This is a genomic window from Alkalispirochaeta americana (assembly GCF_900156105.1).
Lineage (GTDB): Bacteria > Spirochaetota > Spirochaetia > DSM-27196 > Alkalispirochaetaceae > Alkalispirochaeta > Alkalispirochaeta americana.
On sequence record NZ_FTMS01000020.1, the window covers coordinates 1 to 14,148 of the forward strand.

A 14,148-nucleotide genomic window follows, 5' to 3' on the forward strand; every position below is an offset into this window, starting at 1 on the left:
GGCGAGTGGTATTCCTGAACCCATCACAGGAAACCAGGCGCCTGATCCATCAAAGAGCGGCGTAATTCAGGTGACTTCTTTGTTGACAAACACCGGAATGTCGACGAACTGGGTACGACCGTAAATCCGCATATGTGGCGCAGCGATGAATCACCTCGCAAGCGGTCAACCAAAGATGTTGTCGTTTCAATCTGGAAAAACGATTTGGCCATAAACGCCCGAATTATTGCGATGTCATCGTGCGGTCTGCGACCCCGGCCACGATAGCTGGAGGCAACAGCAGGAAAATGCTCTTCGGCAATTCGTAACACATGCAGGAAGGCTCGATGCTTCATGGTCAGGTACTCTTCAAAAGAATCCTGAATATCAAAAGAGATATCGAAAAGAATCTGTGCACCACCAATAATTTCTGTTATACTTTTCATCGGATAGGTTTTCCTTTCTGGTTTATTTAGTTTTGGTTGACCGAATTCTACCAGAAAACAGAGGGCCTATCCACTTTTTATTTACAGACCTGTTTCACGCGGCGGTGGTTGCTCGAAAAATACGTCAGCCCGGGATTTTTGCAAGAGCCTCTGGAGATAACCTAATGAGCCAATCCGAAATTATTCTCTATAAAACCGAAGACGGAGCCGTCAAAATAGACACAATCTTCCAAAACGAAACCATCTGGCTGACACAAAAAAAGATGGCTGAACTCTTCGATGTCCAGAGACCGGCTATAACGAAGCACCTGAAAAACATCTTTGAAAGCGGTGAGCTCGATGAGAAAGTGGTTAGTTCCATTTTGGAACATACCACTCAACATGGCGCTATAGTAGGTAAAACCCAGACAAAAGAGACAAAATACTACAATCTTGATGCCATTATCGCCGTAGGCTACCGGGTAAACTCCAACCGGGCTACCCAGTTCAGAATCTGGGCAACGGCAATTTTGAAAGAGTATATCATCAAGGGTTTTGCCATGGATGATGAAAGGCTCAAACAATCTGAGCGGTGGGACTATTTTGACGAATGGCTTGAACGAATTCGGGATATTCGAGCCTCTGAGAGGCGGTTCTACCAAAAAATCAGGGATATTTATACCACTGCAATTGATTACGACAAAACTTCCGAAGCGGCACAGATTTTCTTTAAAAAGTACAGAATAAAATGCTCTGGGCGACTACCGGTAAAACCGCCGCAGAACTAATCGACCGTGGAAACGGCAAACTATACTTCGTGGTCAGGTACTCTTCAAAAGAATCCTGAATATCAAAAGAGATATCGAAAAGAATCTGTGCACCACCAATAATTTCTGTTATACTTTTCATCGGATAGGTTGTCCTTTCTGGTTTATTTAGTTTTGGTTGACCGAATTCTACCAGAAAACAGAGGGCCTATCAACTTTTTATTTACAGACCTGTTTCACGCGGCGGTGGTTGCTCGAAAAATACGTCAGCCCGAGATTTTTGCAAGAGCCTCTGCAAAATAAAAGATTGAAGGAGGTATCTAATTACCAATCCTAACCTCCCTGAAAAGTTTCCCAACTTCGTTCTCTTTAAAACTGCTGACGGCAAAGTCAATATCGATGTCTATTTTCATGATGAAACACTCTGGCTGACCCAGAAACTGATTGCTGAGCTGTTCGGAAAAGGGCGATCCACTATCACCGAGCACCTGAAAAACATTTTTGCCGAGGGCGAACTACAAGAAGAACTGGTGTGTCGGAAATTCCGACATACCACTGACCATGGGGCAATAGAAGGCAAAACTCAACAAAAAGAGGTTCTTTATTACAATCTTCGGGCCATTACCGCTGTGGGCTACCGGGTCAATTCGCACCGGGCGACGGAGTTCCGCAAATGGGCTACCGAGATTCTGCATGAATACATCATCAAAGGTTTTGCCATGGATGATGAACGCCTCAAGCAAATCAAGCACTTTGGGCAGGATTACTTCGATGAGCTTCTGGAACGCATTCGAGAAATCCGCCTCAGTGAACGCAGACTTTATCAGAAGGTTACGGATATCTATGCCCTTTCCGCTGATTATGACCGCAATGACAAAACCACCAAAGAGTTTTTTGCCACCGTGCAAAACAAAATGCACTGGGCTATTCAGGGTAAAACTGCCGCAGAAATCATCTATACCGAAGCCGACGCGCAAAAGCTCTACATGGGACTAAAGACCTGGAAAAATGAGCCCAGCGGGAAAATTCTGAAATCCGATGTGACCATCGCGAAGAACTATCTCAATCAGGAACATCTCAAAGAGTTGGAACGAATCGTCTCAGCCTACCTGGACTTGGCCGAAAACCGCGCTCGCCGAGGCATAGTGACGAACATGAAAGACTGGGTGCAATTTTTGGACAAATTCCTGGCTCTTTCAGATTATCCCATTCTGCTGGACAAAGGTGAAATCTCAGCTCTGGAAGCAAAAATCAAAGCTGAAGGCGAATATGATAAATTTCGGATTATTCAGGATAAACAGTACATTTCCGACTTTGACGAAGAAGTCAGGAAACTAATTGGAAAAGATACAGGCGGTAACAATGACGACAACTAAAATCGCCGAATCCGCCATCGAAACCTTTGCCATTGAGCTACTGGAAACACATGGTTGCCAATACATTTACGGCCCGGACATCGCACCCGATAGTGAAACACCGGAACGCTTGGAAAGGGGGGTGCACCCCCCATATCGGCAAATAACATTGACCACTCCGGGTATAGCGTGTTTCCTGCCAGCCCTTCCTTCCCCGCCGTGCCACGGCTGATTTCCGTGGCCTGAAAAAGGAACTTTTAAACCGCTGTTGACACTCGATGCCTGCGCGCCGCGAGGGCTTCCCGAGAACAGAAAGTTCTTCCGGCCAATCTTCTGTGCAATGATCGAGCACCCAGGGGAGAAGAGGGTAGGGAAGGACCTGCTGGCGGGAAATGCTCTTCCGTGTATACTGTACGCCCCGGAGTGAATCTGTTATTCTCGGCCGGGTAATCACGTCAGAAAGATCCAGATGAAATGAGCGCTCTGGAGCGCAGGAGAAGAGTATGGGAGTTCGGGGAGAGTTGTTTTCTGCCCGGGTGCGCAGCAATAATGATCGGCGCACCTATTTTTTTAATATCAAGGAAAACAGGAATAAAGATCTGTTTCTCACGATAGTCGAGAGCAAGAAGCAGGATTCGGGTGAAGAATTCGAGCGTCACCAGGTGGTGGTTTTCGAGGATGATTTTCATCTTTTTGGCAAGGGCATGGAGCGGGTCATGGAGTTTCTTCGGGAGCATCGTGGCAAGTCGGAAGTAAAACGGTGGGAGCGCCCTGCGGAAACCCGGGAAGAACGGGATGATTTCTCACGGCGGGACAACGATTCGCGCCCGCCCCGCAGGCCCTACGGCGATCAGGGCGATCACCGGGACCGGCCACGGCGGGACAACGATTCGCGCCCGCCCCGCAGACCCTACGGCGACCAGGGGGATCACCGGGACCGGCCACGGCGGGACAACGATTCGCGCCCGCCCCGCAGACCCTACGGCGACCAGGGCGATCACCGAGACCGGCCGCGGCGGGACAACGATTCGCGCCCGCCCCGCAGACCCTACGGCGACCAGGGCGATCACCGGGACCGGCCGCGGCGGGACAACGATTCGCGCCCGCCCCGCAGGCCCTACGGCGACCAGGGCGATCACCGGGACCGGCCACGGCGGGACAACGATTCGCGCCCGCCCCGCAAGCCCTACGGCAAGCAGGGTGACCGGCCCCGGCCGCGGCGGGACAACGACTCCCGTCCGCCCCGTAAGCCCTACGGCAAGCAGGGTGACCGGCCGCGCCGGGACGGCGAAGATCGCCGGGAAGATTAGGCCAGGACGCCTCTGAACGATCGACGATGGATCGGGCAGGGGCCGTGGCGGACCAGGGCCTCTTTGTGGTTTTTTGTGGGGTATCCCTTGTGCCGGGCAAAGCCGTAGCGGGGGTCCCGGCTATCGTAGTCTTCCATCCAGGAATCTCGTTCGGTCTTGGCAATAATTGAGGCGGCCATGATCTCCCGGTAGAGGTTGTCCCCTCCCACAACTGCCCGGACCGGCAGCGAAAGCCCCGGTGGCATGGGGAGCTCCGGGGGCACATGAGGCCCGTCCACAAGAATCGCTCGTAGATGCGGAGCCTCGCCCGGCGGGCAACTATCAAGAAGCAAAAGCAAATCCTCCCAGGCCCGGCGCATCGCCAGAAGCGACGCATGGTGAATGTTCAGCCTGTCGATCTCTTCGGGCCACACCCAGCCCCGACCTATCCATGCGCCCCCTGAAATCAGAATATCCCGGAGAGATGCTCTCTTTTTCGGAGAAAGCGCCTTGGAATCAGCCAGCCCTGGAACCTCCATCCGGGGCGGCAGCACCACGGCAGCGGCCGTTACCGGGCCGGCCAGAGGGCCCCGTCCGGCCTCGTCTATACCGCACGCCCCCGGAACAGGGGGGGGGTGGGCTTGATTCTTCTTCTTTTGTCCGGCCATGATAGTCAATTATACTACGCTGGCAGCGCGCCGGGAGCAACTGTGTTTCTGAAAAGTATCGACCTCTTTGGATTTAAATCGTTCGCAGAGAAAAGCCATATCCAGTTTACCGACGGCATCTCGGCGCTTATCGGCCCGAACGGGTGCGGCAAGAGCAACGTCGTAGATGCTGTGAAATGGGTTTTGGGGGAGCAGGCCACAAAAAGTCTGCGGGCCGAGCGAATGGAAGATATCATCTTTAACGGGACCGACACCCGAAAACCCCTGAATGTGGCCGAGGTTACCTTGACCCTGGAAAACGATGGGGTCCTGCCCCTGGATTTCCCGGAAATCACCATACGCCGCCGCCTTTTCCGCAGTGGCGAGAGCGAGTACTTTGTGAACGGCGCTCCGGTAAAACTGCGGGATGTGCGGGAGCTCTTCTACGATACGGGAATCGGCAAGACAGCCTACTCGATCATGGAGCAGGGCAAGATTGATCAGATACTCTCCACTCGCCCTGAAGACAGGCGGGCACTGTTCGAAGAAGCTGCGGGAATTACCCGCTACAAGATGCGGGGGCGCGAGGCGGACCGGAAGCTGGAACGAACCGAGGCAAACATGCACGAGGTTGATTCGGTCCTGACCGAGGTTCGCCGCAGTTACGATACCCTGAAACGCCAGGCAGAAAAGACCACCTCCTACCGGGCGCTCCGGGAAGAGCAGTTTAATCTTGAGGTGGACCTGCAGGTTGCACGATTGCTTCAGTACCGGGAGCAGGAGGAGCAGTTCCAGGAGCGCTCCGGGACAGCCCGGCAGGAGCGGGATAACCTGAAGCAGGCGATCGACGGCCTGAACGAGAAGCTTGAGAGCGAGCTTTCCCGGGTCAACTCCATGGAATCACGCCTGGTGGAGGTTCAAAAGCGCCTCTACGGACTGGAGCTCGAAAAAAGCTCCCGCACCGAGCGGATTGCTCTTATCAGAAATCAGCAGGCCCAGCTGGAGGACCAGATCGAGGCCGAGCGGGGGCGCCTGAAGGGGCTTTCCCGCAAGGCCGAGGAGCAGGAGCAGGCCGCTGCCACAGCAGAGCGGTCCGAGGAGGAGACGCGCCTCCAGATCAGCGAGGTGGACAAGACCGTTGCGACAGTCCAGGACCGGATTGCCCGGAGCCAGGAGCGCCAGAAAGAGGCCCGGGAGCAAATTCGTCAGGCGGAACAGACCATCACAGCCAACGAGCGCAGCGTGACGGAGTGCCAGAAAGAACTGCGGGCCGTTACCGACGAGCTTGTGGGAGCACTCGATACAAAATTGAAGGAATCGGGCTATTCCAGCGCTGAACGGGCCCGCCACGAAGAAACCCTGAAGGCCGCTCTGGACCAGATGGAAATCACTCTTCGGGGTCGCCGGGAGGCGTTGCAGGATCATCTGCGTCTTGGCGGGGTGGAAGAGCGCAGGGCAGCGGCGGAACAGGCCTTTTCTGCCCTGGAAGAGGCTCTGGGGGCTCTCTCGGAGGCTGTCGAGCGCTACCAGGGGGCGATCCCCCGGTTTCTCGACGACTTTCTTGCTCCCGAGGGAACCATGACCCGCAAGCGGTCGCTCGATGACAACGTAGAAAAGCTCCAGGAGGCAAACCGGGGGCTGCGCGAAAAAATCCGGGATCTCAACGAGGAGATCCAGGCCTTGCAGCAGACCATCGATACCGAGCGGGAAAACCTGGAGCAGATGAAACTCAACCGGGTCCAGCTGGAAAACCGTGCCGGTGCTCTCCTTGAGGCCGCGCGCCGGCATCGCCGCGAAATGGAAGAGACCCGGCGTCACCAGAAAGAGCTGGAAACGCGGATCGAGGGTGATCAGCGCAGGGCCCGGGAGCTGGAAGGCCAGACGGTGGCTCTTCAGAAAGAACACGACGATCTGGCCCGGCAGGAGCAGGAGCTGCGACAGGAACTGAAGCGGCTTGAGCAGGATATTGCGGGGAACAACAAAAGCCTCCAGGCCGAGGAGGAAAAACTTCGCCGGTCCATGCAGGCTCTGGCCCAGGCCCAGTCAAAACTGGAGGGGCTTCAGGTAAAGCTTGCCGAGAAACGCACCGAGGTCCGGGGCCTCTATGACAGCTTTTCCGAACGTCACGGCCGCGATCTGAGAGAGTTCGAGGGGCGGCAACCCTCCTTCGAAGGCGATCAGAAACAGCTCCGTGACGAAATGACCCGCGTTCGGGGGGAGCTCAAGGAATTGGGAAGCGTGAACCTCATGGCCGTTGAGGAGTTTGCCGAAGTCTCGGATCGCTACGAGTTCCTTTCAGGGCAGCTTGCAGACCTCAGGACCGCCCGGGACGATCTTGTCCGCGTTACGGCGGAGATTCGTCGGGAATCGCAGCAACTCTTTGTGGAGACCTACAACCGGGTCCGGAAAAACTTTCATACCATCTTCCGTCGCCTCTTCGGGGGAGGCCGGGCGGAGTTGCGCCTGATTGATCCGGATAACGTTCTCGATTCCGGTATCGATATTCTGGTTCAGCCCCCGGGAAAAAAGCTGGAAAGTATTACCCTTCTCTCGGGAGGGGAGCGAAGCCTGACGGCGGTAGCCTTGCTCTTCGCGACTTTCATGGTCCGTCCTGCCCCCTTTACGCTCCTTGACGAGATCGATGCAGCCCTGGACGAGCATAACGTGGGGCGCTTTGTGAATATGCTCCACGAGTTCTCTGAGCAGTCTCAGTTTATCGTGATCACCCATAACAAGAAGACCGTGGCAGGCGCAAACACCCTCCTGGGTGTAACCATGCAGGAAAGTGGAGTGAGCCAGATCGTCGCCTTGCGGATCGATGGCCAGGACGGGAAACAGGGCCAGAAGGGAAAACCGGGCCAGGATGAGACTGACGACAGGGCACAAGCCGGCGATCAGAACGACCAGGAGCCTCAGCTGGCCCTGGACGACACAAAGGAGTAGCGGGGTGTCATGAAATCGACCTTGGTTCCCGCCCTTGCTGGCGGAGGAGTTTTTTTAGCCCTCTTGCTTCTGTTTTTTCTTGTCTTCTCGGGCCGCAGCGAGGGGCTCGGGGAAGACGATTCGCTGTCGAGTTTCTATTCCCGGGAGTTGATGCTCCCCCAGCGGCGGTATCTGGTTCCGCCGGTAGAGCAGGATCTGCTCTATCCGGGGTTGCGCTACAAGGTAGATCCTCGCATGCCCCTGGATGCGGAGATTCTTTCCGAGGCCGAAGAGGATTTGCTCGGCGCCCTGAGGCGGGAGTTTCTCAAGCGGGGTGAGAGCCATGTGGAGCAGCTCCTTTTTGATTGATCGCCTGAAGCACAATCGTGGAAAACGCCCCCGGGTTTCTGTCCGGAGGCCGGTGGTCACGATTCTTCTGCTGGCAGGGTTGGTCCCGGTGTTTCTTGCGGGGTGTCAGACCGGCGTGCCCTCCCGGGAGGATCCTCCCGGCCAGGACCTTCGGGATGCGTCCCGGGATCCTGTTGGTCTCCCATCGTCGGAGAGTGATTCCGATGTGCCCCAGGAGCAGCCCGATTCACCGGAACCGGCTCAGGATGTTCTCCAGGCAGATGTCTTTCTTGTGCCCGACGATGCCAGACCAGGCGATGTCGGGCGCGACTCCGCCTGGTCCGATGAGGGGCTTCTTTTTGAATCTTCTGCTTTGCCCCTGCCGCTGCCTCCCCCGGCTGTTTTTTCGCTGGCAGATAGGGTGATTCCTGGTCCTGCCGCACCGCCTGTGGGGGATGGAATAGCAGCTCTCCCGCTTCCCGAGCTGCCTCCGGGGGATCCCCTCCCGGAGATCCTGGATCATCAGAGTCTGTCAGAGTCGCCGGAGCCGGAGCCAGAGTCAGAGCCGGAGCCACCACAGCCAGCACCAGCACGGCCAGCGTCGCCAACACCAGCACCACCACAGCCAGCACAGCCAGAGCCAGCACAGCCAGCACCAGCACGGCCAGCGTCGCCAACACCAGCACCACCACAGCCAGCGTCGCCAACACCAGCACCACCACAGCCAGCGTCGCCAACACCAGCACCACCACAGCCAGCGCCTCGGGAGCAAGAAGTTTCCCCGGGATCGCTCCTGGTTCTGCTCCTTCCTGGCAGGACCTGGTTGTATCGCGAGAGCACACCGCCCCTTCGCCTGGTGAGAAGAGAGGGCGAGGGCCGCCAAACCCGCTTTACCTTTCAAGTGCCCGACTCTGTCGAGGTCGGCGAAGATCTGGTGATCGCCTTCGCCATGCAGGACCTCTCCACGGGAGAATCGGTCGTCAAGGAACGGCGTCTGCAGGTTGTCCCGCCTCCGGAAGAGACTCCCCGCATTGATCTCTCGTCCCTGCCGGCGCCCGAGCCATCGGATTCTGCTGTGCCGGAAGGTGCCGGCGAGAGGGACTCCGATGGAAGAGCTCTTTCCCTGGAAGCAGCGCCTTCGGCAGGAGATGCTCTCCGGAATGAGAGGGCAGACGTGCAGGGTTCCTCCGGGAGCGATCAGGCCCTTTCGGACCACGAGCTCTATCGAAAGGCCCGGCTCTATGAGTCTCCGGGGCCGGAACGGGATCTGGTTCGGGCACGGCGGCTCTATGCCGAACTTCTTCGGGACCACCCCTTGAGCGACCACTGGGATGATGCCAAGGTCCGTCTGGAGTTCCTGGAGCGGCATTTCTTTCACCTCCGCTGATCTTCTTTGAGGTTTTCGTCGTGAAGCGTGGAATCCTCCGGGAGGTACGCATTGACAGGACGGCGTCTTTTACCTATAACTATCCTTCGACCTTGATTGTTCTAGGATTGGATACGATGGTATGTTGGACAGGCTGAGCGACAGATTAAACAACGTAGTACGAAGTGTCTCCGGAAAGAGCCGCATCACCGAGCAGAATATTGCTGATGCCGTGGAGGAGATCAAAGTCGCGCTTCTGGAAGCCGACGTAAATCTCAAGGTAGTCCGCCGCTTTGTGAGCCGTACGGTTCGGGAGGCCTCGGGTGAATCGGTGCTGCGCTCCGTTTCGCCGGGGCAGCAATTCGTCAAGGTCGTCTACGACAAGCTGGTGGAGTTCCTGGGGGACGAGCGGCAGGATCTCGCCCTGCGCGGTCCCGATGTCCCCAGTGTTATTCTTTTTGCCGGTCTTCAGGGATCGGGAAAAACAACCTCTGCGGCAAAGTTGGCCCTGCGGTTAAAGAAGGAGGGGCGGAGGCCCCTTCTTGTTGCTGCTGACCTGGTGCGGCCTGCCGCAGTTGACCAGTTGCAACAACTGGGCGAGCGGATCGGCATCCCTGTGGAGGCCATCCCTGGCAGCAAAGACCCCAAGGCTGTAGTTAAAGCGGGGTTGGCGCGGGCAAAGAAAGAGCAGCTCAACGTCGTTATCATCGATACGGCGGGCCGGATGCAGGTCGATGAAGCCCTGATGGAGGAGATTCGGCAGGTTTCTGCTCTGGCAAAACCCGACGAGCGAATCCTCGTGGCTGATGCCATGACGGGACAGAATGCGGTAGAGGTAGCCCGGGCGTTTCACGAGAGTGTGGATCTTACGGGGGTTATCCTCAGCAAGTTCGACAGTGATACCCGGGGTGGGGCAGCGCTCTCCATCAAGACAATCGCAGGAACCCCGATCAAGTTCATCGGAACCGGTGAGGGCGTCGAGGATCTGGAACCCTTTTATCCCGAGAGGATTGCTTCCCGCATTCTCGGAATGGGTGATGTGGTCTCTCTTGTCGAGAAGGCCCAGGAGACGATCGGCGCCGATGATGCCGAGCGTTTGCAGAAGAAGATACGCTCCGCTACCTTTACCCTGGAAGATTACCTGGAGCAGTTCCAGCGGGTCCGGAAAATGGGTTCGGTTCAGTCGCTTCTGGAGATGATCCCGGGAATGAAGGGGAACATTGATCCCGATCAGCTTGATATGGATCAAATGAAGCGGGAGGAGGCGATTATCCTTTCCATGACCCGGGAAGAACGGCATAATCACCGGATTATCGGTATGTCCCGACGGAAGCGTATCGCTGCCGGGAGTGGTTCCTCTGTTTTCGAGGTGGGCCAGCTGATAAAACGGTTTGACAAGATGCGGGCAATGATGAAGAAGGTTTCAAAGAACAAGAAGTACCAGTCCCAGCTGATGGCTCAGATGGGGCACCGGTAAGATTCTGAGGAGGAAGTTCGTGAGTACAAAAATTCGCCTGAAGCGATTCGGTTCCAAAAAACGTCCCTTTTACCGCATTGTGGTGATGGACAGCCGGGCTCCCCGGGATGGTCGGGCTCTGGAAGAAATTGGTGTGTACCATCCTATCGCGGCCGATGCCGAAGCTCAGGTTCGGTTCGACGAGGAGAAGGTCAAGGAATGGCTTCAAAAAGGAGCTCGTCCCACCAACACCGTGCGCAAACTGTTGAACAACAATAACGTAACGGTGAAATAATTCGCCTCTCCAGGCAGGAGTAGTTTGGTGGAAAGAGATTTAGTTGAATACATCGCAAAGGCCCTGGTCGATGAGCCCGATGCGGTCGTGGTAAATCAGATCGAGGGTGAAAAATCAACGATTCTGGAGCTGAAAGTCAATCCCGATGATATCGGGAAGGTTATCGGCAAGCACGGCCGGATCGCCAAATCGATCAGGACACTTCTGAGCGCAGCTTCCACGGGAACGGGGAAGCGGGTCGTTCTGGAAATCCTTGACTGATCGACAGGAGAGCGCCCTGGCCATGGTTGCCATCGGTGCTGTCCGTCGGCCCCATGGTGTGCGAGGCGCGGTCAAGGTTTTTTCCTTCTCCGGCGAGATCGCCCATTTTGAGGGATTGTCCCGGGTTGAGTTGCGGCGCAAGGATAAGGTTTGGTCTGCCAATGTGGAGAAGGTTCTTCTCCAGGGAGGCGTTCCTCTCCTCTGGTTTTCGGGGGTTACCACGCCGGAGCAGGCAAGGGATCTGGCGGGTGCCGAGATTTGGGTGCCCCGGGATCAGGCAGCTCCCTGCGGCAGTAATGAATACTACATTACCGACCTGGTGGGGATGACGCTCCTTTCCGGGGGTGATTCCTGCGGTGAGATCATTGCCGTCGTTGACGGCCTGCAGGCCCCGCTCCTTGAGGTGAAGCGTGAAACCGGAACGGTGTTGATCCCCTTCATGTCTCAATATGTGGGAGATGTTGACACCGAAAAACGAACAGTGGAGTTGCTGGTGCCGTGGCTGATGGATACGGAATAACGGTTCTTACGCTCTTCCCCGAACTGGTGGAGGAGTACTTTCGCACCTCCATTGTGGGGAAGGCGGCTGATCGCGGGGCCCTGATCCCGAAGGTGATAAACATCAGGGATTTTTCGCAGGACCGTCATCGCAGTTGTGACGACGCTCCCTACGGGGGTGGTGCCGGAATGGTTCTGATGGCGGAGCCTCTCGCAACGGCCCTTGATTCAGTTGACGCAAAGGCCCGACACGTGGTATTTCCCACACCGTCGGGGCGTCCCTTTCGTCAGCGCGACGCCCTCCGGCTCTCCCGGCAGAAGGAAATCGTCCTCATCTGCGGGCGCTACGAGGGGATCGATCAGAGGATCGTCGACGAATACGTGGACGAGGAGTTCACGATTGGTGATTACGTGCTCTCCTCGGGAGAGCTGGCGGCAATGGTGGTAATCGATGCGGTTTACCGATTGCGCGAGGGAATGTTGCGGCCCGAGAGCGTTCTGGAAGACAGTTTCCAGGATGGGTTGCTGGAACACCCTCATTATACACGGCCGGAGGTCTTTCGGTCCCGGAAGGTCCCGGAGATTTTGCTCTCGGGCCACCACGCCCGCATTGCCCAGTGGCGGCGGGAACAGCAGGTGATCAGGACGGCACGAAACCGCCCTGATCTTTTGCAGAACCTTTCGCTTACTGAAGCGGAACAGATACTGACGGAATCAATCCTGGAAAAGGAGTCGCACCATGGATGTAATTAAGGCGGTCGAGGCCGCTCACGTAAAAGAAAACGCAGAGAATTTTCGGATTGGGGACACCGTAAAGGTTCACTTCCGTATCGTTGAGGGTCAGACCGAGCGTATCCAGATCTATGAAGGGCTGGTAATCGCCCTGAATAACTCGGGTTTGCGCCGAACCGTGACAGTCAGAAAACTGAGCTACGGCGTTGGCGTGGAACGGATTTTCCCCCTCCACAGCCCCCGGGTTCAGCAGATTGAAATGGTGCGACGCGGACGTGTTCGCCGGGCGAAGCTCTATTATATCCGCAACCGTGTTGGAAAAGCGGCAAAAGTTGCCGAGCTGGTACGGCGGAAAGAGCGATAAATTCCGCCCGGGGTCCGGAGTTCTCTCCTCTTCGGGGGGGAGTTTTCGGAAACAGTCGGAATATACGGGTCGGAGATTTCCTCCGTCTCACGGCCTTCCCTGGAGCGCGGCCTGAAGAGGTGACGCTGCGGGGGGGCGGGCTCCGCCTGACTGTGGCTTCCACGGGGGCCATCCCTCTGGGGGAAAGCCGGATTTTTCAGGTCTCCTCTCTTCAGCCGGAGTTGCGCTTGCAGCTCCTTCCGGAATCAGCCTCTCTTCCCGTTTCCGGGAACCACCAGATTGATCGCAAGGATGTTTCCGGAGACGCTCCGGGTCTCCTGCAACGCCTGGCGGCTTCCTTTCTGGACGATCTCCCAATATCCCCGCAGCAAGTACGATCCCTGAGTGTCCTGGCGGTATCGTTATGCCGGAAACTCTTTCGGAATTCCCGTGGCAGCCGGGATGGTTCATGGACTGCTTCGGAAGTTCAGGTCTCTTCTCGAGTCCAGGGTGCGATTGAGCTCGTCTCCAGGGGTATAGGTACCTCGCGACGGCCGCTGTCCTGGACCGCCCGGAACCAGGCCCGTGATCTGGTGTGCTGGCTCTCCCGGGGAAAGGTCCTCCCTCGGGACGGGGCGGCTTCCCGAAAAGACGTTCCCCGGGGAAGGCCCTCCCGGGCTGCCTCCCGGGTCGAGGCTGATCATCCTCTCCGCCCGGTCTTGCATCGCCAAGTGGTGGAGCCGACCCACGCCCTCCAGTTGTTTAACGCACTCCCCGCTTCGGATGACCTTCACTGGGTTGTGGTCCCCCTGCGGGGCTGGCTTGATTCTCTGGAACCGGCTCCCGGGCAAGGTGGTCTGGAGGATCATCCCTCCCTGGATGCCCTGCTCAAGGTAGGATGGCACCGGAAGAAAGGTCGTCCCGTTTCGGCTTTTCTCTCGGCAACGCGCGAAGATGGCCGATCCTGGTGGTTTCAGTGGGATCTGATTCCCCTTCCGGGGGGTGTGAGCCCCCGGTTGGTTGATCTGGGGGGCGAGACTGATGCCATCCCGCAAGACTTGCTTGCCCGTCTGGGATTTTCAGGGCATACTGGGAGCGTTAAAAAACGTTATGAGGGGGGCGGGACGGCCCAAAAGCGGGGAGGCGAAGCAGAACAGAGTGGGATTGACACCTATGGATGAGCAGGTTGCCGCGGCGATACGCTACGATTCATCCCTTCCGGCTCCTTTTGTGGTAGCCCGGGGCAAGGGAGAGCTTGCGCGCAAAATGCTTTCGATGGCTCGGGCAGCAGGAGTTCCGGTTCGCAGTGACGCCGATCTGGCGGAGCGTCTCGTCTGGTTAACCCCCGGAGAAGCAATTCCCCAGGAACTCTTCTTTCCTGTTGCAGAAATCCTCTCCTTTGTGCTTCGTCTGGACCCCTCCGGGGCAGTCCCGGATTCCCTGGATATCCGTGGACAATAGAGGC

The 14,148-nt window shown here is 56.9% G+C and carries 17 protein-coding genes; 14 read left to right on the forward strand and 3 right to left on the reverse strand.

The window, feature by feature from the left end; genetic code table 11:
• Nucleotides 1-23: 23 nt before the first annotated feature.
• A complete protein-coding gene (locus BW950_RS14965; RefSeq protein WP_143559249.1) occupies nucleotides 24-425 on the reverse strand; it encodes a transposase in 402 nt (133 codons plus the stop codon).
• 164 nt (nucleotides 426-589) lie between these two features.
• Between BW950_RS14965 and BW950_RS13205 the strand changes: the two genes are divergently transcribed.
• The 3 genes from BW950_RS13205 to BW950_RS14970 all read left to right on the forward strand — a co-directional run bounded on the left by BW950_RS13205 (nucleotide 590) and on the right by BW950_RS14970 (nucleotide 3,836).
• Nucleotides 590-1,192: a RhuM family protein gene (locus tag BW950_RS13205; RefSeq protein ID WP_076489780.1), complete on the forward strand. Its 603-nt coding sequence runs from the start codon at nucleotides 590-592 to the stop codon at nucleotides 1,190-1,192.
• Between the two features lie 509 nt (nucleotides 1,193-1,701).
• Complete coding sequence (locus BW950_RS13210; protein ID WP_234969119.1) at nucleotides 1,702-2,547, forward strand: virulence RhuM family protein; 846 nt, start codon at nucleotides 1,702-1,704, stop codon at nucleotides 2,545-2,547.
• Nucleotides 2,548-3,029: 482 nt separating this feature from the next.
• Nucleotides 3,030-3,836, forward strand: coding sequence for a DUF3276 family protein (locus BW950_RS14970; RefSeq protein ID WP_076489782.1), 807 nt, complete (start codon nucleotides 3,030-3,032; stop codon nucleotides 3,834-3,836).
• Here the strand turns inward: BW950_RS14970 and rnhB are convergent.
• Nucleotides 3,833-4,483: a ribonuclease HII gene (gene rnhB / locus BW950_RS13220; protein ID WP_076489783.1), complete on the reverse strand. Its 651-nt coding sequence runs from the start codon at nucleotides 4,481-4,483 to the stop codon at nucleotides 3,833-3,835. The genes BW950_RS14970 and rnhB overlap by 4 nt on opposite strands.
• Nucleotides 4,484-4,525: 42 nt before the next feature.
• On the opposite strand from rnhB, the gene BW950_RS13225 reads away from it, so the two are divergent.
• Together BW950_RS13225 and BW950_RS13230 are read left to right on the forward strand one after the other, a co-directional pair.
• Entirely contained in the window at nucleotides 4,526-7,405 is a 2,880-nt protein-coding gene (locus tag BW950_RS13225; protein ID WP_234969120.1) for a chromosome segregation SMC family protein, read from the forward strand.
• A gap of 9 nt (nucleotides 7,406-7,414) precedes the next feature.
• Nucleotides 7,415-7,753 (forward strand): hypothetical protein, encoded by a 339-nt coding sequence (locus BW950_RS13230; protein ID WP_076489784.1) that lies wholly within the window; start codon nucleotides 7,415-7,417, stop codon nucleotides 7,751-7,753.
• 56 nt (nucleotides 7,754-7,809) lie between these two features.
• Here the strand turns inward: BW950_RS13230 and BW950_RS15165 are convergent, their stop codons facing one another.
• Nucleotides 7,810-8,574 carry a hypothetical protein gene (locus BW950_RS15165; RefSeq protein ID WP_159438806.1) on the reverse strand — a complete coding sequence of 255 codons (765 nt, stop codon included), beginning with the start codon at nucleotides 8,572-8,574 and terminating at the stop codon, nucleotides 7,810-7,812.
• Here BW950_RS15165 and BW950_RS13245 point away from each other — a divergent pair.
• The 9 genes from BW950_RS13245 to BW950_RS13285 all read left to right on the forward strand — a co-directional run bounded on the left by BW950_RS13245 (nucleotide 8,556) and on the right by BW950_RS13285 (nucleotide 14,144).
• Complete coding sequence (locus tag BW950_RS13245) at nucleotides 8,556-9,119, forward strand: hypothetical protein (RefSeq protein WP_143559250.1); 564 nt, start codon at nucleotides 8,556-8,558, stop codon at nucleotides 9,117-9,119. The genes BW950_RS15165 and BW950_RS13245 overlap by 19 nt on opposite strands.
• 121 nt (nucleotides 9,120-9,240) lie before the next feature.
• Nucleotides 9,241-10,575 (forward strand): signal recognition particle protein, encoded by a 1,335-nt coding sequence (gene ffh / locus BW950_RS13250; protein WP_076489787.1) that lies wholly within the window; start codon nucleotides 9,241-9,243, stop codon nucleotides 10,573-10,575.
• Between the two features lie 19 nt (nucleotides 10,576-10,594).
• Nucleotides 10,595-10,849 carry a 30S ribosomal protein S16 gene (gene rpsP, locus BW950_RS13255; RefSeq protein ID WP_076489788.1) on the forward strand — a complete coding sequence of 85 codons (255 nt, stop codon included), beginning with the start codon at nucleotides 10,595-10,597 and terminating at the stop codon, nucleotides 10,847-10,849.
• 27 nt (nucleotides 10,850-10,876) lie between these two features.
• Nucleotides 10,877-11,110 (forward strand): KH domain-containing protein, encoded by a 234-nt coding sequence (locus tag BW950_RS13260; RefSeq protein WP_018527451.1) that lies wholly within the window; start codon nucleotides 10,877-10,879, stop codon nucleotides 11,108-11,110.
• On the forward strand, nucleotides 11,103-11,630 hold the full coding sequence (rimM, locus tag BW950_RS13265; protein ID WP_143559251.1) for a ribosome maturation factor RimM: 528 nt from the start codon (nucleotides 11,103-11,105) through the stop codon (nucleotides 11,628-11,630). Before BW950_RS13260 ends, rimM begins: the two co-directional genes overlap by 8 nt.
• A complete protein-coding gene (gene trmD, locus BW950_RS13270; protein ID WP_083944024.1) occupies nucleotides 11,609-12,361 on the forward strand; it encodes a tRNA (guanosine(37)-N1)-methyltransferase TrmD in 753 nt (250 codons plus the stop codon). Before rimM ends, trmD begins: the two co-directional genes overlap by 22 nt.
• A complete protein-coding gene (rplS, locus tag BW950_RS13275) occupies nucleotides 12,348-12,704 on the forward strand; it encodes a 50S ribosomal protein L19 (RefSeq protein ID WP_076489790.1) in 357 nt (118 codons plus the stop codon). The genes trmD and rplS overlap by 14 nt, the downstream gene beginning before the upstream one ends.
• 119 nt (nucleotides 12,705-12,823) lie before the next feature.
• Entirely contained in the window at nucleotides 12,824-13,864 is a 1,041-nt protein-coding gene (locus BW950_RS13280; protein WP_076489791.1) for a hypothetical protein, read from the forward strand.
• Nucleotides 13,857-14,144 carry an EscU/YscU/HrcU family type III secretion system export apparatus switch protein gene (locus BW950_RS13285; RefSeq protein WP_076489792.1) on the forward strand — a complete coding sequence of 96 codons (288 nt, stop codon included), beginning with the start codon at nucleotides 13,857-13,859 and terminating at the stop codon, nucleotides 14,142-14,144. The genes BW950_RS13280 and BW950_RS13285 overlap by 8 nt, the downstream gene beginning before the upstream one ends.
• Nucleotides 14,145-14,148: the final 4 nt, after the last annotated feature.